Source organism: Lysinibacillus sp. BPa_S21, assembly GCF_023337795.1.
GTDB lineage: Bacteria > Bacillota > Bacilli > Bacillales_A > Planococcaceae > Lysinibacillus.
This window is the reverse complement of record NZ_JALIRS010000016.1, coordinates 22,451-45,759: the sequence shown is the minus strand read 5'-3', so window position 1 is coordinate 45,759 and position 23,309 is coordinate 22,451. Positions and strand designations below refer to the sequence as shown.

Here is a 23,309-nt window from a genome sequence, read left to right as displayed (position 1 = left end):
GATTTTTCCTTCCTCTAACGGGATGAGAACTATAATGAAGAAATGAAAATAAAAAAATTCCTTTGATTCACATTTTCGGAGTACCGAATGCGATCAAAGGAATCCTATTTGAAGATTTGTTTTGTATTTCCAATTCAGATCATAAGCCTAATTAAAAATAAATTAGAGTCTTACCTTAACCTCAGTACCGTCCTTAGCTTTGACATCCACAAGTACGATCCCTTTATAATTCTTCAGTTCCTTGACGATAGGCTTTAGCGTTTTTTTGTCTATTCGCGGGATGGTAAAGTCTATATTTTTTCTTTCGAAGTGCTCTTTTGTCCATTTGTTTGCAGATTGCTGAACAAATTTTGATGACAAAATGGCAATAGCGATGTTTAGGAAAGCGTATGGAACTGGTATGCTCAAGCGAACATCTTTTGTTTTCACTTTTACATGCATCATAAACACATCACTATTCAATAATGACCGAAACGGTATCTCCGTTTGCCGATTTAATATCAACAATTTGGCCATCTAGTTCATTTTCGATTGCCTCAATAATAAGGTTTATGTCTATATCTTTCACGTATTTTTCCGATTGAGGAATACTCGCTGCGATACTATGTCCAGCCATTAATACAACCTTGACAAGCTTTAACGGTAAATTGACTGTCACGTTATCATTTTCAGCGGATACAACACGAACTTTTAAAGTTTTATCTAAATATTTAGTTGGTTTTTCTAATAGGTTATCATCTGTTTCTTCTTTCTGTTTTAACACTTGAATCAGTTCTGAGGCCTTATCTGCATCAATTTTACCTTCTTGAACCATTGTTAATACTCTTGCGATCTCCTCTTTCATGATCAATTCCTCCTTATTCTTCTTTTAAAAGTTTAATGGCTTCTTCTGCTGTGATTTCGCCATTTTCCAACATAGTCACTACTTTTTTCTCGTCTACTTCGCTTTTCTTCTTCTGCACATACCCAAGGGATGAAATGATGTCTGTTAGCTTGCCTCGAACCGTTGGATACGAAATCCCTAGTTCTTTTTCAACTTCTTTAATATTTCCTCTACATGTTAAAAATACTTCTACAAAATGAAGTTGATCCTTCGATAAGGATGCCAGCTTTGATAATTCAAACTCATTTTCAATCGTCGTATGACAATGGGTGCACTGCAACTTTGTAATTTTCAATGTTTTACTGCAGACAGGACAATTTGTGATTACTTTATAAGCCATAATGACATTCCTTTCTTTTAGTTGATTTGATTATACAACAAGAAATTAAAAATGTTAACAATAAAATTGATTTTTATAATAAAATTAATCAATAATTTTAATTTATTGTTAATGATTATTAATTATCTAGTTTCTTTTTTTAATAAACGGATTTTTATTTAGATAAAACATCCAAAATAGCATTTTTGCCCCTTTATATCCAATCCTTCTGATTATAATTGGTAAAATTGTCCGCGATTATTGCAGGAGTTTTACACAATTAAAATTAAGGTTTCAATTTTGCTCTTTAAAGGTAATCGGTAATATTATTGAAAAATAACTCATGCCTGTTTCATGCTATTCTTACTAAAGTAAAAGTCGAAAGCTTTTTGAAAGGAGTAGATTTAATTGAAGAAAAAAATATTACTACCCATTTTCGCATCGTTTATGTTCTTCACAGGCATGGGTGTTCATGAGGCGAAAGCCGCAACATTCACAGATTTAACAAATACAGCAAAAGCATATATAGGTGTTCCTTATCAATATGGAGGAACTAATATTAATACAGGCGTAGATTGCTCGGCATATACACAAATCGTTTTTTCTAAGTTAGGGATTTCACTACAACGTACATCTTCAGCTCAATATCAGCAAGGTACTGCGATTGCTAAAGCTCAGTTGAAGACTGGAGATCTTGTATTTTTTAATACGTCGGGAAGTGGTGTTTCCCATGTTGGCATATACATAGGGGACAATAATTTTATTTCAGCTACTACAAGTTCTGGCGTTAAAATCGATAAAATTAATGATCCATATTATTGGGGATCTCGTTACGTAGGGGCAAAACGTGTAGCAAACTTCACTGAAAATACGGGCGAAGTAAAAGGTACTGAAGTCGACTTTAGCATTTATGCATCGCGTGGAGAAGTTGCTCTTAAACTGGCTAATCAATTACATTTAGATACTAGTAACACGAATACAAGTTTTCCAGATGTAAAACCAACGTCTAAATATGCTGGTGCTGCAGAAGCACTAAAAAAAATCGGCGTATTTTCGGGTGATGCCAATGGAAAATTTAATCCTAATTCACCTATGACTCGTGCTCAATTATCAAAAGTTTTAGTGGAAGCATTCCATTTAAAACAACAAGGAACAGCACTCCAATTTGTTGATGTTCCAAGTACGCATTGGGCTTACAATTATGTAAACATTCTCTCTTCCAATAAAATTACAGTTGGTAAAGGTAATAATACTTTCGGGGTGAACGACAATGTCACACTCGTACAATTAGATACTTTTATCAAGCGATTAGCGCAATAACTTTAAGAAACGGTGTTTCATCTATGGATGAAATGCCTTTTTTGTTCTTTTGCTTCACCTATAAAAAAGCCAGTACTAATTGTACTGACTTAAACATTACAAAATCTTTTATGTTTCATCGTTCTTTCTCGAGGATGCGAGGGCAAAATAGCATTGTATAGTTCTAGAGATGCGGGATGCTTGTATGCTCCATCTTTAGCAATCTCCTCAACTAGCTGACCGTTTTGCATCACGAGGATGCGATCTGACATAAAACGTGTAGCTTGTAAATCATGAGAAATGAAAATGTAAGCAAGGTGCCTATCTTTTTGAAGGCTTTGGAGTAATTGTATAATATGCTTTTGCAAGATCATATCAAGACTACTAATGGCTTCATCCAATACAATCAATTTTGGGTTTAAAGCAAGAGCTCTAGCGATGTTGACACGTTGCTGTTGCCCTCCGCTCAGTTGCGAAGGATATTTTTGGTCAATGGTCCTCCCTAATTCCACACAGTCTAGCAATTCCCTTACTTTATGTTGTCTCTCTGTTTTACTGAAATGTTCAAAATTAAGGAAAGGCTCTTCTATTATTTCAAAAATCGTCTGCTTCGGATTAAATGAATGATAGCTATTTTGAAAGACAGTCTGTAAATCTCTACGGATTATTTTTTTGTGCTTGCTTGTCGTTTCGTAAAGATTAACCCCTTGAAAAAGAACCTCACCTTTCGTCGGTCGCTCAATTCCTAAAATAATCCGACCTAACGTACTTTTGCCCGAACCACTTTGACCGACGATTCCTAAACATTCGCCTTCCTGAAGTGAAAATGTTACCTTCTGTAATACAGGTGCTTCCTGTCCTCGTTTGAACATGAACGGTCTTGGTCTTTGATCATAATGCATTTCAATATTTCTCACTTCTAGCAACGTCATATTTTTTCACCTCTAAAACATAATTCTTGATTGTAAAAGTTTCTTTGTATACGGATGCTGAGGTGCATCGAAAAAATCATAGACATTCGCGTACTCAATGATTTCGCCTTGATACATCACGGCCACGTCGTCAGCTAGTTCAGCAATCACACCTATATCATGTGTTACAAGAATAATAGCAGCCTCCGTTTCCGAGCGAATACGATCAAATAGTGTTAATACTTGTTTTTGATTGACTGTATCTAAAGCTGTCGTTGGTTCATCTGCAATATATAGAGATGCTTGAATCGCCAATGACAAAGCAATCATCACCCGCTGGAGCATTCCTCCGCTTAATTGAAAAGGATAATAGCGCAAAAGCTGTTCTGGATTAGGTAAATTGACTTTATACATGGCATCAAGAGCAATCTGTCTCATTTCTTTTTTAGACATCGCAAAGTGAGCCTTTAATGTTTCGCGAAAATGGCTTTCAATCGTTTGAATACGATCAAAAGCTGTAGATGGATTTTGCATAATCATAGATAGATGCCTGCCGCGATACGCTCTTAATTTAGCGGCTGATACGTTCAATAAATTTTCTTGCTGATAGAAGATTTGACCCTCTGTAATCTGCGCCACAGCCGGTAGTGATTGCATGATGGCGTGGCAAAGCATTGTTTTTCCACTACCACTTTCCCCTATAATCCCTAAGACACGCCCTTTATAGGCAGTCATATTAATAGCGGTTAATATATTTTTCTCCCCGATTTTTACCGTTAAGTCTTTCACTTCTAAAACTTTCTCCATAATTTCCCCTTTACTGGCCAAGCTTCTTGAAACTACTTGCCAAATGATTCAGTAATAGCACAACGAGGACGATGGCAAGTCCCGGATAAAGCATTAGTTCAGGATGTTGGCGGATATATTGCTTTCCTTCATTCACCATCATGCCCCATTCAGGGATCGGGGCATGCACGCCAAGTCCAATAAACGAGAAGCCTGCAATTTCTAAAATAACCTTTCCTATATCTAATACAACAATTGTTACGATAGGTGGCAGTAGATTAGGGATATAATGGCGCATAATTAACTTGATTCCTGAAGTTCCGCTAATTCTTGCTGCTTGGATGAAACCTTTTTCATTCATCCCGATAAATAACCCTCTAATCCATCTCGAATAATAAACCAGCTGCGTAAAAATAAGGGCAATGAATACATTTTTTAAGCTAGGACCTAATAAACCTAAAAGTCCAAATGCAAGAACAAGTGTCGGAAAAGCTAATAAAATATCACATATTCGAATAAATAAAAAATCTATTAACCCTCTCTTCAGTGCAACAAAAGCACCTAGTAGAACAGCTAAAAGAATGGCTACTATTTGAATGATGAGCGCCGATCCTAAAGAATAGCGAATACCTAAAAGCATTCGTGACCAAACACATCTTCCTAAATGATCTGTCCCTAATGGATAGTCCAAAGATGGACCTAAAAATTTCTTTGAGATATCGATAGCTAAAGGATCATGGGGCATTATAATTGGCGCAAACAGTCCAAGCAAGCCAATGATCAAAAGTAACGTTAAACTAAATAATCTTTTAACATATACATTTTCTTTTCGTACAAGGCTCACTTTAAGCTCTCCTACCCTTCATCATGAGATGAGGATCCAATAGGCGATGTAATACATCTGTACATAAGTTTACAAGCACATAGATGACAGCAATAATTATTACATAACATTGTACAACTGGATAATCCCTGTTCATAATGGATTCTATTAAATACCTACCTAGTCCAGGCCAACTAAAAACCTGCTCCACAATGACTGCACCACCTAGTAAATTACCAAGCGTCATACCTAACAAAGTAGTTAATGGTATAATGGCATTTCTTAAAACATGGCGGACGAGGATAACAGAATTTTTTAATCCCCTTAGCTGAGCATATTGAACATATTGCTGTTGTAATTCTTCAATGATCGTTGAACGAATAAACTGGACGAACAGTCCAATTGTCGGTAAAGCTAATGTGAATGCAGGTAAAACTAGATGGGCTAGTGTGCCCTTTCCATTTGTCGGGAATAGGCCTAATTTCAAGCTAAATAGATAAAGTAATAAAAAACCTAACCAAAATGTTGGAATGGATATGCTCATAATAGTCAATAGTCTAATGATTTTATCGATGATGGAATGCTTATACAACGCGCTTATGATCCCTAATGGCAGACTTAATCCTAAAATAAGCACAAATGACGCAACCGCTAATTCAATGGTTGCGGGTAATTTAGCGAAAAGCTCATGTGCTACTGGTAATTTACTAACAAAGGATGTACCAAAATCTAAATGCAAAATGCCTTTTACCCAAAGCAAATATTGAAGAAGAAAAGGTTTGTCTGTCCCCAGTTCTTCACGTAATGCTTGAATGGCTTCTGCTGTTGGCGCAACTCTTGCCATTCTAAGCATAACCTCAGCAGGCTCTACTGGAACGAAACGAATAAATACAAAGGTCAGGATGGATACGCCCAATAATACAAATGGCAATGTCAAAATTCTTTTTAAACAAAACATCCATGTCGATTCATACATGCTGTCACTTCCTCATCAATCCTATGATAAAGAGAGAGCTGTCTTTGATCGACATACTCTCTCTTCTATACTTATTTTTCTTTATCCATTTGTGCATATGGAATATCATATTCAGAGGCACGTGGAGCAAAATCCTTCATATATGGCTGATAAATCACGGTATTTGTTTCGTAAGATATAGGATAGAATAGTGCTTGGTCATGGAACATTGTTAAAATATCCGTATACAGTTGCACTCGCTCCTTTTCATCTGTACCTACTAATAATTGATGGATTTTATTATCGATTTCTTTGGCATTTTGTAAGCCTAATTTCGCTTCATAGACACCATTAGCGTTTGGTGTAGCTGATTCATTAGCAAAGCTATGTGGATCTGTTGGTGGTCCATTTGTACGCCAGAAATTAATATCAACTTGATCATCCATTAATTTTTGCAGACCTACCATCACATCTGCGCCTTCTAAATTCAACTGTACGCCTATTTTTGCTAGTTCACCTTGCATGTATTCCGCCATTGGTTTTTGAATCGCATCTGTTGCAATGTAAATTAAATCTAATGTGAGCGGTTGTCCGTTTTTAGTACGAATTTTTTCGCCCTTCTGTAGCTTCCATCCCGCTTCGTCTAGCAATTGTTGCGCCTTTTTAGGATTATTTATTATTGGCGCTAAATCAATATTGGCATAAGGAATAGCATCCCAAAATAGTGTATTCGCAACCTTTTCTGTACTATTTGTAATCGTCTCAACCATTTGCTCTTTATTGATTGCATATTGAATCGCTTGACGTACTTTTAATTCTGCTAACGGACCTGACTGTGTATTAAATAGCAGCGCTCGCGTTGACAAAGGTTCAGATGTTGTGGTTTTATACTTTTCGCTATCTTTTAAAAACGTATAGTTATCTAAACTAATAATGCCTCGACCATAAATCAAATCTAATTCTTCGTTTTCAAAGGCCAACGAAATCGATTCTGAATCAGGAATGATTTTTACTTTTATTTTATCAACAAGTGGTTTTTCTCCCCAGTAGTTGTCGTTTCGACTAAATAAGGCATATTCGTCTTTTTTGTAATCGGTTAATACCCATGGGCCTGTACCAACAGGCGCTTTGATTGAATTTTGCGTCGCATCCCCTTTAGGGAATCCATTATCCCCTAAAAAACGGAAAGGTCTTACAAAAGCAAGTTCATTTAAGACAGGGTAATAGGGTTCATCCAATTTCAAACGTATAGTAGAATCATCCACTTTTACAACCTCCACAATATGGTTGACCATGCCCATCCAAGCATGCATATCACGATTGGCTAGTACTGCATCAAAATTACGAATTACATTGTCTGCATTAAAAGCCGTTCCGTCTGAATACTTCACATCTTTTCTTAAATGGAAAGTATAAGCCGTTTTATCCTTAGAGATGTCCCAACTTTCCGCTAATTTCGGCGTAATTGTCCCATCATCGTTATACTCAACCAATGATTCATAGACCATTGCTTGTGCTGTCATTTGATTTGGTAAATATGTATGGGGATTTAATGGCCCTACATCTAGTGGCCAGCCAACCGTTATCATTTTTTCGTCTGTCTGCTGTTTCGATGCTGTCTCTCCCTTTTCATTATCTGTGCTCGTACAGCTAGCGAGTAAACTGAAGGTCAAAACAAGCATGAAAGGAAGTAAATACTTTGTCAATTTCATTTTCTGTCTCCTATCTCTGTTCGTGGTGCACTAAGAATCTACAGAAAGAAGGCATAAAAAAACCTTATTCCAAAAGAATAAGGACAGAAAATCTTACTTAAAGTAAGCCTCCATCCATCTCCCTATCTTTCGTAGATCGTCAATGAATCTTCTTACAAGCAGGCATTCTGGCTCATGAATCATTATTTTGCTTCACCTTCCCAAGTCATAACTCAGTGGTATTTGAAACAAAACTCCTCATTTACAGCTGCGGGACAGCATGGGATTTACACCCATTTTCCATTTAATTGAATGAAAGATCTTTCACTCAAACTTGTAATGATTGCTATGAAATTAGTATTAAACATATCATGCTCAAATGTTCACGTCAATTTTATTTTCTGAATATAATAATATTCTCGAAATAATGACTAACATAACTTCTTTTTATTGTAAGTCACGCTTTCTTCAAAGAAAACAGAATATAGATATTTTCAATTTCATGGTATTCTTCTAAAACCCACGAGGTTTGGGTTAAAATTCGCTGCAATCCCTCCAGTCCAAGATATCGGATTTGCACGCCAATAAACTCTGTAAAACCAAGGTATCCCGGATTTACATTTGTTCGGTCGAAAATTAATGAACCCGTAATCCGAGCGTTCGCTGGGGAGTTTGTATAGAAATGATTTAAATTTTCGATGATATCTGAATCTGAACCATACTCAAAAAGACCACCTTCCGATGAACAGAGTTGGATCCAGTCGGAACGTTCTAAACTCATCTTTAGTAATGCATCCGGTTGGCTCCAGTCATAATGAATAGTTTTGAGGGTGATGTCAAGATCATGAAAGCGTTCCCCTGGTTGCTTCAAAACATCGATGCACCGTTTTGCAAAATTGGGACCGTAAGTATCGATATCTAAAATGTTGATTTCAATCTTCCGTCCCTTCAGTAATTCCGGCTCCGATTCTTGAATTAGAATCAGGGTATTGATACTGTCGGTAGCGGCTCCCCCAGCAATATTGAAGAAACAAAGGTTTCGATCAGGGAATTGCTTGAGCTGAGGCAGCAAAATTTCAGACTGGCGCTGACAAAGGTCCCTCAGCCTAATCCGAAGTCCCATGAAAGATGTTTGCTTCACCGCCCACTTGTCCTGGAAACTTAATTTAATCCCCCGGCTTAAGTTGGGACCAAGTTTGTACAGCAAAGTACGCATTCCGCTAAGATAGGAATTGTCGACATTAGACATTTTTACAAAGATGTTGAGGATAAAGCTAGGCATCTTCTTTAATGATTCAATGCTCCGAGCTGACTTAAGACAGCTCAAATGATACGCCTGATGATCAATACTTGCTTTAAAAAGGGGATGGGTTATATCTAGGATTGGCATTTCTATTTCATTCTCGAAAATCGCATAGAGAATTCGCTGATTTTCATTAGCGTTCATAGTTTGCAACTCCACCTCACTTGAGAAATGAATTTTAGTCTCACTAATTGATCTTTCTGAAGAACTCCGAGGAAACTGAAAAACCCTTCTCCGTTAGTACTGTCATTGACTTCTAAAGCTTGATTCTTGCAGGAGTTACTTCAGGTGTGTTACTTCATAATTTTCTGATTAGTTATTATACGCTGCAAAACCTTTTTGTTTTCTATATCCTTTTGTCGAGGCTTCCTACCAATTTGTTCATAGACTTCTTTTTCCGCCAAAAGTTGTTTTGGGTTAAAGACTTTTACTGATACTCCGTGCAACATAAAACTTTCAGGTAAAAGGGAGTCTGCTCGCCATATCCATTCAGTTAATTCGTTCATAATAAGGCTTCCATTCACAGAATGGGTTATATAGCATAATGTAACTTCTACATTATCCTTATGGAAATCAGACTGCTATTTCGAAACTGCTGTCTGAAGGGTATGTGTTCATAACCTGCTTTTGCAAGCTATATTTCTATTCGTATTTTTCTTATATGCGCCCTATCTCAAAAAAAGCTCCTGTATTGCTGAAAGGCATTCATTTAGAACAGACATCTCAAAGTGATCGTTATAAGTCAACATTAATTTGAAACCATCCTGTTTCATCAGGAAAGTCCTTTCTGGATAAACTTCGCCCAGAAATAAATTGGCGATATGCGGTGATCGTACCATCGTGTGAAACGATATAAATCTTATCCTTATTTAGCGATTTCAAATTTGCGATAAATTCTTGAACTATGATATTGAAATCGATTTCAGGCATAGTATTAATACCACCAGACCACAAATCAGCAGGCACATTCATATCCATTTCCAGATTCGGATATTCTTTTTTGATTGTTTGTAAATTAATGACGATATCGCAAGGCAATGTTTTTCCATTTGGATGGAAAGGAAATATTCGTGGGGATACTAACGGGCTTACGATTTTCCGACAATCAACATCCAAACTCCAAATTAGTGCAGTTTCCAGCGTTCTTCTAAGAGGACTAATAAATATAATATCTTCCTCTGTTAAGGTGAATTTTCCCCTTAATAACTTCGCTTGACGTATTCCTTTTGCTGTTAATGAAGGATTTTTCACATGCAAACTATTTGGTATAGCTAGAGTGTGTTCACCTTGGCCATGACGAATGAATATCAATTCCACTTTATCACCACTCTTCTTAACAAATAAAATTACGTTTTTCTGGATGGCTCACTAAAAGATTTAAGTATTCTACCTGGGAAGCGTATTTTTAGTTTCCTAATCCCATTTAGACCAAGCTGCCTCTATATGGTTACCTGAAGGGTCTGTAAAGACAAAGTATTTTGCATGTTCTCCACGTATAACAATTTCGGTAACTTCTACACCATTTTCCTTTAATGTTTGATGTGTATATTCAAGGTCTGGACAATTCAACGTAACAGTTTGATACGGGCGACCATCGCGTAAAAAATCTGCAGATGTGTCATCTTTTGTTTCTACAAGGAGTAATACTACATTCCCCTCTGGCAGTGTTATCACTGCTACATAACAGAAACTTTGGGAAAGCCAAGCCTATTTTGGTACCATGTCGCTGATAAAACAATGAATATCGCTGATAAAAAGCCGGAATCGCTGTAAATTTCAAATTTATCACTCCTGTTTAAAATTTTTATAGGTTATTCATAGTATTCTGTTACATCCCTTTTTATCAGTTGAAGAATTCTTCACAAATAATTGCTCATTGATTTAACGCCTCAGAATAATTGAACAAGGCTGGGAAACAATATACCTAAAAAAGGACGTGAAAAAATGAAAAAATTAGCTTTTGTTGTGATATTGTTGTTCGTTACAGTTAGTTCTATTGAGATAGTATCAGCCAGTTCCGTCCAAGCCGATGAACAGCAAGAATTATCAATAGTGGAAGCGATTGAATTAGCAAATCCCGCAGCATTGAAATGGGATAAAAGTGCTCAATTATTAATGGCCATCAATATAGATTTAGATAAGCCTTGGACGTCAATTGGAAGTAACGGCAAAAGAAAGAATTGGAATATTCTATTTGGAGTGCCAGATACCAATAAGTCATATGTAGTAACAATTCATGAGGGGAAAATAGATCATTCTGATGATTATACGGTAGATGGCACTTCCCCCTATCCTAAAAAAGAGTTTATACAAATAAATGATATTAAGTATGATTCACCAGAAATGCTTAAAAAAGCACGGAGTATGGGCTATATTTATCCCGGAAAAGATTGGGGTAAAGGATATAACTTTATGCTTAGTAAAGATACTGAGAGAGATATTCCCCTCTTAATAGTCATTGGTTGGAATAATGACCAGACAAAAATGGAAGCAGCGGGCTTTAATGCATCTACAGGGGAATACATTCAACCAAAGTAAATTTCATGGCAAAGGGGATTAAAATAATCTTCTTTGCCAATTTGTAAAATGACAACACCCTAAACAAAACAAATACCCCTCCTCATTTGAAGGGGTATTTTTAAATATATGTTCGAAGTTATTTATGTCTTGGAATAATTTATTTCTGAAGTGGATTATTGTACAGTCTTATTGAAGATTCTTCTTTTGTGTAAACACTTATATACAGACAATTATATGAACGTCTAGACGAATCAAAATGGTGATACATATGTATACAGTTTATTTAGTCTTACATCACTATAGTTTAGGATCATGATTTAATCACGTGAACTTTTTTAAATTTAAAATTTTAAAGTAGTTAAATATCGCAAATCCTTTTCACAACTATTCATATTATAGATTGTAGAAAGGAGGTATATACTATGTCTGAATATTGCGGTAACACAGGTTATGGTTCAGGTTCAGCATTCGCGCTGATCGTTGTTCTATTTATTCTATTGATTATTGTCGGCACTAGCTTCATCGGATTCTATTAATACCCAATACCGCCTCCAATGCCCATGATTTTTAGAATAAATAAACGTATCTTTTCCCTTCTAATCTTTACGAATGGGTCACTATCCTCCGGTGACCCTTCAATATTTTCTTCAATCAATGTCTATTGTTGAGTCACATCGCCTATGAACTGAGTGTGACGTTTTGTAGATATAAGAAAATTATTAGCGTATTCAGCAATGGAGAAAGCACATTTTAACTCTTACATACATAGTCAATGGCGTAATCATTCTTTGCAAGCAGTAAAAAAACAGAGGACACGCTTCAATGTAGAAGATGTCCCCTGTTATTTTTCGTGTTTATTGATCTAGTTCCAAAGGCAAAAAAGCATAATCACCATTTTTAATAATCTCACATTTACGAACAGGGATGGTCTGTTTGAAAATTGGCCCATCTAAAACAGTTGTATGGAATTCTCCACCTTCTCCGCAAGGATCAATTCCCCGAGCTTCGAGCTCCTTCACGTATTCATGTGTTAATGTACGGCCTAAATCGTCCTCTCGCATACCTAGTGATAAGTTAACAGTGACAATGATCGTTACAAACCCTAGATTGATGAACTCCTCAACAGCATCGCGATGATCCATTTCCCATAAAGGCATACCTAGTTTTAATCCAGCATTCCTCGAAACCTTGTCATGCCAGCACCCATGTTCAGGCATATCCAAGTCACCTGTTACTAAAACTTCTGCCCCTTGACTTTTAGCTTTTTCTAAAAGACTCATAAATACTTTTTCATAATCTGTCCAGCTTGCTGCTGCAGTATAAATTGGTAAACCTATAGAATTAGCTTGAGCATGTATGAGTGCTGGAGGCATTCCATGGGATCTTGAACGTTCCCCTTCTTCCTCCATCATTATAATGAGTCCAACCGCTTCTCCAACCTTCATTGCTTTATATAGAGCTAAGACACTATCTTTCCCTCCACTAAAAGAAGCAATAAATTTATGTCCTTGAGCATTATTTTTCCAATCCACTATTTCCGCCATTCATCTTTTTCTCCTTTATTCTAAGCTTCTCCTAGAATAACATAAAAACAAAATAACAAAGGGAATCTAGATGAATATAGCAGCGCTTTAGAAGCGGGCAAATCTAGCCGCTTAGAGGTTCTATCCACGATTTTGGTTGCTCTATCCATAACTTTAGGGATTCAATCCACATTTCTGGCAGCTCTATCCACGAATTTAGAGGTTTTATCCATATTAGCAAAAGCAAAGCACCCAGTTGGAACAGAAATCAACGACCAGTTTTGCCGAAGATGCATACTTTAATTGATAGGACCTTATCTTTTCAACAATCAAAAACTCATGTGCAATTTTTATTTTTGCACATGAGTTTATTTTTAAAATATGGCTTGATTTAACTATTTTGCTCAAGACATTGATAAATGGACATCATATCTCGTTTGTTCAACTCACGAATACGATTGAATATTGGGATGTCTGCAACATCCGCCGTTCGTAAGCTTTCAGCCACAACATCGCTGACTTTACCAGTGAGCCAAGTTTGTACGTCTACACCATCGACAATTTCTTTACGACCTTCATCATTGATGCCACTTGCAAAGCAACTAACACATGGTACTGATAATTTATAGACGCCATCATGGAGGTTGTCTTCCGAAATCACTTTTTTTCCACCACAGAATGGACATTTATGACTTGCTTTGACTTTATTTATTTGTGTAACAATTTTTTTATAGCCAAATGCTTCATAGACGTATGTTAGTTTTTTGTATTTTCCATTCGTGAAATACTTATCAATAATAGTTTCTCTCGTTTCGGCTATATTGGCAAAATCACAAATCGTCACTAGGTTTGACCTGCTGATTACATCGATATTATTTTTAATGTTGTTCCAGAACGGTACAGCATTTTGTAGTACGATTTCATATCCAGAAAAGCTTGCTAGTTCTAATTCCAGCATTTTCAACGATACTTGTGTGTCTCTAGGAAGTAAGGAGACATCTTCCGTAAGAGTCATATCGCCACCTACTATTGATTTTAGTTTTTCAAGCTCTGGTAAATTTCCTACTGTTTTTATAACTTGATCGAGTGGTTGATGAATCAGCTCACGAATATCTGTGTCCCCAAAAGTTAACTTTTTCTTATGGTTTAGTACGGCTCCTTGACAGATTGGACAAGCAATCATTTCCTTTGAAGCTTTCATTTGCTCTTTAATCATTGATTTCGAAATAACCATATAGCGTGCAAGGATAAAATTAAAGCCTTCCCATTTTCTCGAAGACTTACTTGCTTTATCATAAAATGATTTTTCCCAATAACCATATAGGAACGTACGTCTTTCTTCTTCTGTCATCTCATTGTAACTTTTACTAATATCTTGACCAAGTTCATTTTTAATCTCATCAAAAAGGAATTGTAATTTCGGATATTGATAATATTTTAATACTTCCATGACGTCTGGATGCAATAAGCCATCCCAGAATGGCACTGTTTTGTCTTGAATGACTAAATCAATATCAAATGTTTCAATTTGCAGGCGACCAGAACAGCTTGGGCAATGATTTTCTTGACTAAAGAAATCAAAGCTTCTCGTATCTTTATTCGTCGGATGTGCAGCGACAATATGGTTGATCAAACCAGCCATTTCATAAAGAAAACTATATTGACTATACAAATGTCTTTCGAGATCAATGGTAACGACGGGTGCGATGGTTGCGGATTCGTATTCTCCATAAATTAAACGGGCCATCGATGATAAGCTTTTTAAAATACCACCTTTATAAATATTTTCGGCATTTTTAAAATAGCTAATATGATTGTCTTCTAAGTAATGAATGCCGTTTTTCGCATCTAGTGTAGAAGATATAGGCAACGCAGCATCATTATAATTTTTGTTAGGTTGACTGAAATAATCGTCATGGCTGACAACATCAAGATGGCGAACGGGTTCTTGCTGACGTTTTCCAAAATCTACGATAAAATCAGAGCTTTTTAGCATGTAGGCATTATGTTCAATCATCATAATAGAGACAGATTCATCTTGCAGAATATCCCTCACACTATCAATGAATTGGTTTAAAATATTTTGTGATAAACCTTTTGAAGGCTCATCAAAAATAAATAGCGTATGCGGGTTTCTTGCGTTTGAAAACAGCTCAGATACTAGATGAACACATTGAAATTCACCAGTCGACAGGGATTGTGTTTTTCTTTCCAACGTCAAATAACCAAGACCTAGCTTGATCAGTAAACTTAAGCGTTTATGAGCGATGTCTTCATTCGGAAGCTCCTCAATAATGTCCTCAATGGAACGTTGAAAAATATCGTCGATTTCGTCACTGTATTTCGTTATTTTCTTTTTAATGTCAAGGAATGTTGCAACAGTGGATCGGCTAGTAATCGATTGGTTTCTGTCTTGTCCTACCATAACCAATTTATCTTTAGGATATCGTTTTTGGAAATCCTTCGAGATACACTCATTGACAAGGGTCGATTTCCCACAGCCAGACTCACCTGTAACGCTTATAAGTCTATTTTTAGGAATCTGAATTTCAGCTAGTTCAATATTACGACAGTAAAGATCTTTAAATTGATAATATTCTGCAGGTATTGCTTGATTTCGTTCCGAGTATACTGGCTCTGGACGGGGTGATTCATCGACAATTTTCCCACCGTATTTTCCGCTTCCAGGGCCAAAAAACAGCTGCTCGTCGGCTGTATCTAGCACCGTATCGGAATGATCAATAAGCCAAATTTGATTTTTACAACCTAATTGTTTAATCTGTTCTAAAATTTTTAACAGCGTTTGGTGATCAAGGCCAACAGAAATTTCATCAATAATAATGACGGTATTTTCACTAGCTGCCATAAATTCTGCCAAGTACAGTCGTGTTAACTCCCCACCAGACAAGGTACCCATAATTCGATTTAACGTTAAGTAACCAATATTCATATTGATAATATTTTGAAGAATATGTTGTCTCTCTTCGCTTATATTTAATTCCTCTGAAAGGGAATAAATCTCTTCCATACTTAAATTGTTAATATCGGAAATACTGTGTGGTTGGTTCCATAATTCTAGCTTATATTGTTCAACCTCTGGACTATAACGCTTGCCACCACACTTTTTACATTCCACATTTTTGGTTGTCCCACGTCCTTTACATGTCGGACACCATCCTAATGCATTATTAAAGGAGAAAACCTCTGGCGATAGATCATACTTTTCTGCAAGCCGATCACGAACTTCTTTGAAAACGCCTGTATGGGTACCAACCGTTGAACGTGGATTTGCGGAAATTGATGATTTCCCTAGAAAAAGTACTAGAGGCATTTCCTTCATCTTGATGGCACTAAAATTCGTTTCCATAATATTAGAAAACAAATATTGATATTCAGCCTTTGGCAATAAAGAAACGAGACGCTTCTTGGACTCTTCTCCAATTGTTTGACAAAATGTAGTTTTACCAGATCCGGACAATCCAGCAATTCCTAAAGATTGATCTTCCGGCAAGTCGACATCTAAACGATTTATATTATTAGCAATTAATTGATTTATTTTCATCGGAAATCTCTCCATTCAAATCTAGTATTGTCATGTTAGCACAACTTCAACTATTTTTGTTATGTTTATGAAATGACAAATAAAATGACGCTTTCCATATTCCGAAAAGCGTCATAGTGTTAATTCTTTGTTACTTGCTAAAAAGGCTATTATTGAAAAGCTTACATAGCAAATGAAAAAATCATTTATTTTTATTGCTCGGCTAATACTTTTTCGAGCTGATTACCATTGTTAATCCAAGCGTATTTAGCTCCTTCGATTGCTCCTTGACGAGCTTTTGTTGCTTCACTGAATCCGCTTTGATCAAGATGTAAATGTGTAGTTCCATCTGAACCTTCTGTCAACGTCCATGTAATAGTAGTAGTTTCTCCGGCACTTGCCCAAGTGTAAGATAATGTATGAGGTTCTTCCACTTTGAGCACCTCGCAATTGACAATTCCATCCCACCATTCATTTGGCTCAGCTCGGAATTGGAATTTATGTCCTACGATTGGTTTAAAATCATTTTTCCAAATCCATTTTGCAAGCGTGTCTGAATCCGTTAATGCGTTCCAAACTTTCTCAATTGAACTTGTAAATTGATAATCTAAAGATACATCTGCTTTCATTTTTCTTCCTCCAATAAAATATTTAATATAGCCATTCTTTCTTTCCAGAATCCTTCGTAATACGATACCCAATCTTGAATTTCCTTCAATGGACCGGCATTCAACCGATACCTCGTTTCTCTACCAACCCTTCGAGCAATTACGAGACCAGCATCTTTAAGGATAGCCAAATGCTTAGAAACTGCTGTACGCCCCATTTGAAATTGAGACGTTAATTCGTGAAGAGGTAATTCTTCCGCATCTGCCAACAAGCGTATTAATTGACGTCTTGTTGGATCAGCAATAGCAGCATAAACATCACGCTCTTGAGTCTTGTCGCTCAAAATCCCCCTCCCCCTTATAAATTGGACACTAAATGGTGTCTCAATTATACGACACCATTTAGTGTCCAGTCAATTTTTATTTTGTGATAATGCTAAAAGTTTTATTCTCTTATCATGAATAAATGTAGATATAAAATAAGATTGATCAATTGTAATAAAGTCTGATGATTTGTAAAAAGGTTTGATACAATTGCATAGACAAGATGGATTATTACATTCTAACAATAAGACCATATTATGGAATATCATTAACAAGCTAAAATAGATTTTTATGTTAATATTAGTAATGTATTACAAAATAGCGCTAAATCTATGTGATAGTGGGTGAAATTAAGATGTTTAATTTGAAGAAAGCAATGATAATTCTGGCTTTCATTTTTACGATAGGCTCTTTTCCTTCGATTACAAGTGCTTGTTCGTGTGCATATTTACCAAGTGTAGAAGAAGAATTTGAACTTTCAAAAGCTATATTTAGTGGGAAAGTTGTTGATATAAAAGAAAAACAAAGTTTAAAAGGAGATACAACTAAATCAGTTCTTTTTGAGGTAACGAACACCTGGAAGGGTGTTGAACAATCACAAGTTATCATTACTACTGGTCAAGGTGGAGGAGATTGTGGATATAATTTTATAAAGGGAGAAGAATATTTGGTTTATGCTAACGAATCTATTATGTACGGGACAAAATCGCTTATATCTACCATATGTAATCGTACCTATGTGTTGAGTTCTTCACAGGAAGATTTGGAAATACTTGGAGAAGGTCAGCCCCAAATTGAAGAAGTTAATTTAATAGATAAACATATTAGAAATCAAATATATATTTGGGCTACAGTGGCAGTAGCCATTGGCATTGTTGTGTTTTTCATTTTAAATAAAAGAAAAAGGATGGATAAATCGTATCGTTAATCCTATGAAGGCTTATTCCTTTATCGTGCACGATTGTTTTAGAATTACTAGGTAGAAAATGATCAAACTTTATTTCAAACCAACAATAAAATACTTTTTCATTGGAATTTGTGCTGTGTTTTGATTCTCTAAGTACTTGAAGTATCAATAACAGTCTAAGCCTCATTGACACTTATCCCCATTTGATAGCTCGATTTTTTTGATTTTGACAAGCAGGAATTAGATTATTATTAGTAGTTGGATTGAATTGCATGTAGCTAAGTTCAATATTAATAACCCGAAAGCTTTCGCAAAGATAACTTCTCATCTATATGAAAGCGACGAAAGTGCTGTAGCCCAAGTCTCAAAGTTTGGAGCAAATTTCAATAAAGTATTATCTAGTTTGCTTGCTAAATTTTCCGTATAAAATTACCGTATTACTGGTAATGCGAAAGAATACATCTTGCTCTAGTGATACTTTCTAAAATGATTAGGGAAGGTTAAACTATTCCCTTTCCCTAATCATGCATGTGAGAGCAAATAATAATTTTTATAGAGAAAAGTCAAAAACACAGTCGGGTTGATGTTGTTAATTCGTACTAATCTGAATACAAATCGGTTGCAACACATCAACAATTCTTCGTTTGTTATTTCCTCAACAGCTGCCATACTAAGAGTCTCTAACATATATTATTGATAATCTTCATCATTATTATTTCCGTCCCATATTAAGCAAGATCGTCTATTTCTTGTTAACTTTCATTTAAAACGTAAGTAAATCATTATACATTGTTTGCTGTGTTTCCGTTAATTGACCATCAGAATACATGATAGCAAGACGCTTCAATGCTAAAAGTGCATTCTTCTTTAAAGTTGTATCTAGTTTACCAGTAATTTTAATTTGACCAAAGGCTGTTGCATAGGTAATCATGTCACTTTGAATCATATCCATTTCATGCTCTTTTGCCATATCACGTATAGCTTTTTCATCCAATGTGTCAATTGATATATAATGCATTCCCCATATATTCTCTATTAAATGCTTCGGGAAAGTAGCAAAGTCAATGATGCGCTTCTTTCTTATGACTTCTTCCAATTCATAAAGTGTATCAGACCCTTCATCACTACCAAAAGGTGCTTCTTCATCACCACAATCATAATAAAATTCTTCTGTGAAATGAGCGACAAAACGAGGATGTGACGTTTTGGGATGTGGACCAAATTCTCCTACATCAAAGTAAAGACAATTATCAAAATCAAATGTAGGATTTTCTTGATAACCTTTTTTTATTTTACTGGCAATTAACTTTTGGGCTTCTTTTTCACAAATTTCTTGTGACTCAAATTCTTTCATATCATACTTCCCAATCGTTCCATTTTTTCCGTAATGAACACATATTGTCATGCAAAAATAATCAATTGTCCAAAATTTATTTGATTTTTCGTCTTGATATGTAAAAGCTTTTTTCATCTAATTGTTCATCCATTCCTGTGTTGTCTTTATTTCAAACTTTCGTAATACTTTTTACACACTCTTTTGTTGTAGAAAGGCTGTTTTTAAATCTATTCACCAAATTGCGCATAATCATTAAAATCACACTTTATCAATTGATACTTTAAGAAATATTCCTCATATTGGTAAATTAATGCAATTTATAGATGCCATAGTCAAAGGCATTAAGTGATAAAGAAAGAGTCATCTCGTATTTCTTGTTGTCAATTAACTTATTATTCCCAAGTTTAAATGTTATTTTATGAATAGAAGAAGTATTGACCAAAAGTTGTATCTGCGGCGGGAACATATCGCTTTTCAACGTTATCATCCAAAGTAGTTTGAGTAGGTACGCACATCTTTTCCTAATAACGCCATCTCACATATTGCCTCAATATAGCTATTGTAAATATCTACTCCGATATGTTCGTCAAGTTATTTTTTAAGCTGTCGGAAAGCCACTATCACCGCGACTCGCTTCAATAATACCGCAGATAATAAACAAATGATGTTGCACTTCGGGATAGTTCGTTGAACAAGCTATCTGCATCAAATAAGAAACAGCCGCATAGGTAACTGTATAAATGGTTTTTGATGAAACAAATAGTCTTCAAAAAGCGCATCAACTGTTTCTTGGTCGTATGCTTGCTTCAATCGCTGAACGCTGGTACATTCTCTCCGGAGCCTTTTGATCCTGTCAGATTTCCCCATACTGCACTCGTCAATTCAAGCAAAAGGAACACCTCCCTCTACTTACCACTCACGCCAAACATCTGTTAACTCATAACGTCCAAGATTCTGACTTTTAGTAAGGTCATCAATATCAAGTCCATACTGAATCAGCACTTGGTCAAAATAGTCGCAAAGTTCCTCTCGTTCTCCAGTTTCAATTAATCCGCCTCCACCTACTTCATTAATCTCATTTAGGGCAAGTACCGCCGTTTCAATAGATTTCATAATTGCAGGATAGCTATCTGGGTGATTTGGCAGTTTCGCAATAGATGCTGCATACTGCTCTAGCACCATTTCCGTCTGATGAATAAAACTATCTGGAAACAATTCCGCGTAAATACAGTCATCTTTCTCAATCAATCCAGCAGTAAATTCTTCCTCTTCTTTTCTTTTAGCGTAGCGCCAGCGTGACGTTGGTCGAATATCTTGCATAATTCATTCCCCTTTATCTTGAGTTTCTAATTTGTAAAAATTCCCTCTTTAAAAGCCTTTATAATATAGAATATTGGGTAGCATCGTAACAGATGTTTTAAACATAACTCACTACCATTCACGTTCTCTTAATGCGTCTTCAATATCCATTAATCCAATATCGCCCTAGAAAATAAATCATGTATCTTTTCATCATTTTCACACGCTTGTTTAAATCCAACAGCGAATCGCAACAATGCGTCCTTTTCATTGGCATTTGCACAAAACATATCTGCTTCTGGGTCGAAACGCAAAATGCCTTCTAGCTCTGGAAACCTCTCTTGCAAATACACATCCGCAAGCGAGCACCAATCGTAGCCGTTTCCTTGGAAACCTTCGTCTGCCCGTGTTTCAAACAACTCCTGTTTATAAATACCTACTTCTAACAGTAACGAAATATTTCCATTATCATGTTCTAGCCAACTAAAAGGTTTTAGTTCTTCTTTCACCATTTTAGCTTGTAAACTATCTATCTTATCCGCTGTAAAGCTTAATATCCCTCCTTGACTTACAATTTCCCCCTGCTCTATGCGTTCATTTAACCAACTTGAAACAAAGTCTGGGGCATATCCTCCTGTACTGAAACCTTGTGCAAGTGCAATGATATTCTTGTAATCTGCTAAATATTGAGCTCGCGTCACCTTCGAATTAGCACCAGTGTACAACCAAAATTGGATATCATACATCAGCATGGATATCTCGTCTGCATGTAAAGCAAAATAGCCTTTGTCCTCTACAATTTGCGTACAAATACCTCGAATAACTGCTTCTATCCGATTTCCCTCTCCAACTTTCTCACATAACGACTGTAACAAAGGAGAGAATGGTACATGTTTCACCATATCCAAATCGTCAAGTTTATCTTGTTCAGATGTATCGAATACTTCTTCATTCACCAAACCAACAATAAAAGTCGCAAAGTTCGGCGCAAGGAAAGTAATATAGTAACCTGCCTCTTGGTCTACATGTACAACAGCAGGTTCACCATCTGCACCACATGCACGATAATCAAGCATAATGACATCATGACCTGCTGACGGGCAATCGGCTATGACAACGCCAATATTTGGGTAGCCCCATTCTTCCAACATAAAACTGCTTCCCAAACTGCCACACAAGCTGTAAGTCTTTTCGCGACCAACGCCCATAATCCCCGTAATCGCCACATGATCTTCTGCCCATGAAGTCGGCATAGCCGTTGGAAAACAAGTGTTTACTGGTATTCCGCCGTTCTGTTGTTGCATAAACCAAATATAATCTGCTGGCAATTTATAACCAAGTTCCTCTTCTATAGAAGCAATCATTTCAGTAGTGGGGAATACTTCTACATAATTTTTATCCGCATAATCACTTTTTTCCCAAAATTGACTGAAATCACGTTCATGAAAAGAGACAAGTTTGATATCATCTAGTGCTTCTATTGACTTTTTCATAATATTCCGACAGGATACTATATACTCTTCAGTTTTAGTATCAAACTGTAATACGTTCGCTTTTTCAAATGCAGCCAGTGCTTCTTGCCATTCTTGGATATGGAAATAAGCATAGCCAACACGCCAATGCCAATCCGCTTCTTGTTCCCCCTGTTTTTTAACTGTACATAACTGGGATAACGCTTCATGATAACGCCCCAAATTATTAAGAGCACGACCATAATGACCTACTATTTCGTAATCTCGCTCTGACTTAGACAATTGTTCAATCGCGTCTACAATTTTGTCATGTTGACTTTCCTCATACCATTTTTCTAACATATTCAATAATTTTTTTTGCATAATCCCACTCCCTCTCAATCACCTTGTAAATCAGCTAAACAAGTATCTTGTTATCTCTTTTGATGTTTTGCTAACAAATAGTGCCTTCTTCATGAATCACAAAATCAATTAACTCTTTTCCTTCCTTTAAAGAACATCCTGATAAGTCAATCAATTCTTTCATAAAAGGCAGATAAAAACGTTTTACAAATTTTTTCTATATTTTCATAAGCTATTGTTGTGTTGCCGATCGGATAAAATATACTTTCACTTCCGTAGATATTAAAAAAATTACAATATACTCCAAACCAAACAATAAACATACGTTCTTATTCGATCTAAAGCTCCAAAGTGTATCGTTAGCTGTAAGTGAGTTTCAATGTCATAACTAGTTGATATTGAGTATTCGTAGTATCTGTCATTTCAAATACATATGATTTTGATAATAAGAACCTTATAGTTTCATC

23 protein-coding genes and 1 riboswitch are annotated in these 23,309 nt (G+C 36.0%); of the genes, 4 read left to right on the top strand and 19 right to left on the bottom strand.

Annotated features, from left to right (window positions below; all coding sequences use genetic code 11):
- Positions 1–162: 162 nt before the first annotated feature.
- From MOK21_RS21315 to MOK21_RS21305, 3 genes are read right to left on the bottom strand one after another with little or no spacing between them, the layout of a single operon-like run.
- Positions 163–444: a hypothetical protein gene (locus MOK21_RS21315; RefSeq protein WP_249075965.1), complete on the bottom strand. Its 282-nt coding sequence runs from the start codon at positions 442–444 to the stop codon at positions 163–165.
- Positions 445–454: 10 nt separating this feature from the next.
- Positions 455–844 carry an SHOCT-like domain-containing protein gene (locus tag MOK21_RS21310; RefSeq protein ID WP_249075964.1) on the bottom strand — a complete coding sequence of 130 codons (390 nt, stop codon included), beginning with the start codon at positions 842–844 and terminating at the stop codon, positions 455–457.
- Positions 845–857: 13 nt separating this feature from the next.
- Entirely contained in the window at positions 858–1,223 is a 366-nt protein-coding gene (locus tag MOK21_RS21305) for a DUF2089 domain-containing protein (protein WP_249075963.1), read from the bottom strand.
- A gap of 387 nt (positions 1,224–1,610) precedes the next feature.
- Between MOK21_RS21305 and MOK21_RS21300 the strand changes: the two genes are divergently transcribed.
- Positions 1,611–2,522: a C40 family peptidase gene (locus MOK21_RS21300; RefSeq protein ID WP_249075962.1), complete on the top strand. Its 912-nt coding sequence runs from the start codon at positions 1,611–1,613 to the stop codon at positions 2,520–2,522.
- 89 nt (positions 2,523–2,611) lie between these two features.
- On the opposite strand, the gene MOK21_RS21295 is transcribed toward MOK21_RS21300, so the two are convergent.
- From MOK21_RS21295 to MOK21_RS21255, 9 genes are all read right to left on the bottom strand, one after another.
- Complete coding sequence (locus tag MOK21_RS21295; RefSeq protein ID WP_249075961.1) at positions 2,612–3,433, bottom strand: ABC transporter ATP-binding protein; 822 nt, start codon at positions 3,431–3,433, stop codon at positions 2,612–2,614.
- Positions 3,434–3,445: 12 nt separating this feature from the next.
- A complete protein-coding gene (locus MOK21_RS21290) occupies positions 3,446–4,219 on the bottom strand; it encodes an ABC transporter ATP-binding protein (protein ID WP_249075960.1) in 774 nt (257 codons plus the stop codon).
- A gap of 10 nt (positions 4,220–4,229) precedes the next feature.
- On the bottom strand, positions 4,230–5,042 hold the full coding sequence (locus tag MOK21_RS21285) for an ABC transporter permease subunit (protein WP_249075959.1): 813 nt from the start codon (positions 5,040–5,042) through the stop codon (positions 4,230–4,232).
- 1 nt (position 5,043) lies between these two features.
- A complete protein-coding gene (gene nikB, locus MOK21_RS21280) occupies positions 5,044–5,997 on the bottom strand; it encodes a nickel ABC transporter permease (protein ID WP_249075958.1) in 954 nt (317 codons plus the stop codon).
- A 71-nt stretch (positions 5,998–6,068) separates the two neighbouring features.
- Positions 6,069–7,688, bottom strand: a complete 1,620-nt coding sequence (nikA, locus tag MOK21_RS21275) for a nickel ABC transporter substrate-binding protein (RefSeq protein WP_249075957.1) — start codon at positions 7,686–7,688, stop codon at positions 6,069–6,071.
- A 140-nt stretch (positions 7,689–7,828) separates the two neighbouring features.
- A riboswitch (cobalamin riboswitch) is annotated at positions 7,829–8,020 on the bottom strand.
- A 104-nt stretch (positions 8,021–8,124) separates the two neighbouring features.
- Positions 8,125–9,114, bottom strand: coding sequence for a hypothetical protein (locus tag MOK21_RS21270; protein ID WP_249075956.1), 990 nt, complete (start codon positions 9,112–9,114; stop codon positions 8,125–8,127).
- 149 nt (positions 9,115–9,263) lie between these two features.
- Positions 9,264–9,476, bottom strand: coding sequence for a hypothetical protein (locus MOK21_RS21265; RefSeq protein WP_249075955.1), 213 nt, complete (start codon positions 9,474–9,476; stop codon positions 9,264–9,266).
- 229 nt (positions 9,477–9,705) lie between these two features.
- Positions 9,706–10,287 carry a histidine phosphatase family protein gene (locus MOK21_RS21260; protein ID WP_249075954.1) on the bottom strand — a complete coding sequence of 194 codons (582 nt, stop codon included), beginning with the start codon at positions 10,285–10,287 and terminating at the stop codon, positions 9,706–9,708.
- A 96-nt stretch (positions 10,288–10,383) separates the two neighbouring features.
- Positions 10,384–10,644 (bottom strand): VOC family protein, encoded by a 261-nt coding sequence (locus tag MOK21_RS21255; protein WP_249075953.1) that lies wholly within the window; start codon positions 10,642–10,644, stop codon positions 10,384–10,386.
- A gap of 270 nt (positions 10,645–10,914) precedes the next feature.
- Between MOK21_RS21255 and MOK21_RS21250 the strand changes: the two genes are divergently transcribed.
- Positions 10,915–11,508: a hypothetical protein gene (locus MOK21_RS21250; protein WP_249075952.1), complete on the top strand. Its 594-nt coding sequence runs from the start codon at positions 10,915–10,917 to the stop codon at positions 11,506–11,508.
- Between the two features lie 404 nt (positions 11,509–11,912).
- Positions 11,913–12,026, top strand: a complete 114-nt coding sequence (locus tag MOK21_RS21245) for a YjcZ family sporulation protein (protein WP_249075951.1) — start codon at positions 11,913–11,915, stop codon at positions 12,024–12,026.
- Positions 12,027–12,344: 318 nt separating this feature from the next.
- On the opposite strand, the gene MOK21_RS21240 is transcribed toward MOK21_RS21245, so the two are convergent.
- The 4 genes from MOK21_RS21240 to MOK21_RS21225 form a co-directional block, all read right to left on the bottom strand.
- Complete coding sequence (locus tag MOK21_RS21240) at positions 12,345–13,034, bottom strand: Dph6-related ATP pyrophosphatase (RefSeq protein ID WP_249075950.1); 690 nt, start codon at positions 13,032–13,034, stop codon at positions 12,345–12,347.
- A 370-nt stretch (positions 13,035–13,404) separates the two neighbouring features.
- A complete protein-coding gene (locus MOK21_RS21235; RefSeq protein WP_249075949.1) occupies positions 13,405–16,575 on the bottom strand; it encodes an ATP-binding cassette domain-containing protein in 3,171 nt (1,056 codons plus the stop codon).
- Between the two features lie 191 nt (positions 16,576–16,766).
- Positions 16,767–17,183, bottom strand: coding sequence for an SRPBCC family protein (locus MOK21_RS21230; protein WP_249075948.1), 417 nt, complete (start codon positions 17,181–17,183; stop codon positions 16,767–16,769).
- A complete protein-coding gene (locus MOK21_RS21225) occupies positions 17,180–17,506 on the bottom strand; it encodes an ArsR/SmtB family transcription factor (RefSeq protein ID WP_249075947.1) in 327 nt (108 codons plus the stop codon). The genes MOK21_RS21230 and MOK21_RS21225 overlap by 4 nt, the downstream gene beginning before the upstream one ends.
- Positions 17,507–17,841: 335 nt before the next feature.
- On the opposite strand from MOK21_RS21225, the gene MOK21_RS21220 reads away from it, so the two are divergent.
- Positions 17,842–18,414 (top strand): hypothetical protein, encoded by a 573-nt coding sequence (locus tag MOK21_RS21220; protein WP_249075946.1) that lies wholly within the window; start codon positions 17,842–17,844, stop codon positions 18,412–18,414.
- Between the two features lie 742 nt (positions 18,415–19,156).
- Here MOK21_RS21220 and MOK21_RS24035 read toward each other — a convergent pair.
- The 3 genes from MOK21_RS24035 to MOK21_RS21205 all read right to left on the bottom strand — a co-directional run bounded on the left by MOK21_RS24035 (position 19,157) and on the right by MOK21_RS21205 (position 22,863).
- Positions 19,157–19,864, bottom strand: coding sequence for a WGR domain-containing protein (locus MOK21_RS24035; protein WP_283164842.1), 708 nt, complete (start codon positions 19,862–19,864; stop codon positions 19,157–19,159).
- Positions 19,865–20,638: 774 nt separating this feature from the next.
- On the bottom strand, positions 20,639–21,049 hold the full coding sequence (locus MOK21_RS21210) for a hypothetical protein (RefSeq protein ID WP_249075945.1): 411 nt from the start codon (positions 21,047–21,049) through the stop codon (positions 20,639–20,641).
- A gap of 149 nt (positions 21,050–21,198) precedes the next feature.
- Positions 21,199–22,863, bottom strand: coding sequence for an Imm51 family immunity protein (locus tag MOK21_RS21205; RefSeq protein WP_249075944.1), 1,665 nt, complete (start codon positions 22,861–22,863; stop codon positions 21,199–21,201).
- Positions 22,864–23,309: the final 446 nt, after the last annotated feature.

Coding starts and splice junctions, on each gene's coding strand:
- nikA (WP_249075957.1), bottom strand. CDS start 7,688: ATGAAATTGACAAAGTATTTACTTCCTTTCATGCTTGTTTTGACCTTC.
- MOK21_RS21305 (WP_249075963.1), bottom strand. CDS start 1,223: ATGGCTTATAAAGTAATCACAAATTGTCCTGTCTGCAGTAAAACATTG.
- MOK21_RS21310 (WP_249075964.1), bottom strand. CDS start 844: ATGAAAGAGGAGATCGCAAGAGTATTAACAATGGTTCAAGAAGGTAAA.
- MOK21_RS21235 (WP_249075949.1), bottom strand. CDS start 16,575: ATGAAAATAAATCAATTAATTGCTAATAATATAAATCGTTTAGATGTC.
- MOK21_RS21295 (WP_249075961.1), bottom strand. CDS start 3,433: ATGACGTTGCTAGAAGTGAGAAATATTGAAATGCATTATGATCAAAGA.
- MOK21_RS21270 (WP_249075956.1), bottom strand. CDS start 9,114: ATGAACGCTAATGAAAATCAGCGAATTCTCTATGCGATTTTCGAGAAT.
- MOK21_RS24035 (WP_283164842.1), bottom strand. CDS start 19,864: ATGAAAAAAGCTTTTACATATCAAGACGAAAAATCAAATAAATTTTGG.
- MOK21_RS21250 (WP_249075952.1), top strand. CDS start 10,915: ATGAAAAAATTAGCTTTTGTTGTGATATTGTTGTTCGTTACAGTTAGT.
- MOK21_RS21220 (WP_249075946.1), top strand. CDS start 17,842: ATGTTTAATTTGAAGAAAGCAATGATAATTCTGGCTTTCATTTTTACG.
- MOK21_RS21205 (WP_249075944.1), bottom strand. CDS start 22,863: ATGCAAAAAAAATTATTGAATATGTTAGAAAAATGGTATGAGGAAAGT.
- MOK21_RS21240 (WP_249075950.1), bottom strand. CDS start 13,034: ATGGCGGAAATAGTGGATTGGAAAAATAATGCTCAAGGACATAAATTT.
- MOK21_RS21210 (WP_249075945.1), bottom strand. CDS start 21,049: ATGCAAGATATTCGACCAACGTCACGCTGGCGCTACGCTAAAAGAAAA.
- MOK21_RS21230 (WP_249075948.1), bottom strand. CDS start 17,183: ATGAAAGCAGATGTATCTTTAGATTATCAATTTACAAGTTCAATTGAG.
- MOK21_RS21290 (WP_249075960.1), bottom strand. CDS start 4,219: ATGGAGAAAGTTTTAGAAGTGAAAGACTTAACGGTAAAAATCGGGGAG.
- MOK21_RS21265 (WP_249075955.1), bottom strand. CDS start 9,476: ATGAACGAATTAACTGAATGGATATGGCGAGCAGACTCCCTTTTACCT.
- nikB (WP_249075958.1), bottom strand. CDS start 5,997: ATGTATGAATCGACATGGATGTTTTGTTTAAAAAGAATTTTGACATTG.
- MOK21_RS21315 (WP_249075965.1), bottom strand. CDS start 444: ATGATGCATGTAAAAGTGAAAACAAAAGATGTTCGCTTGAGCATACCA.
- MOK21_RS21245 (WP_249075951.1), top strand. CDS start 11,913: ATGTCTGAATATTGCGGTAACACAGGTTATGGTTCAGGTTCAGCATTC.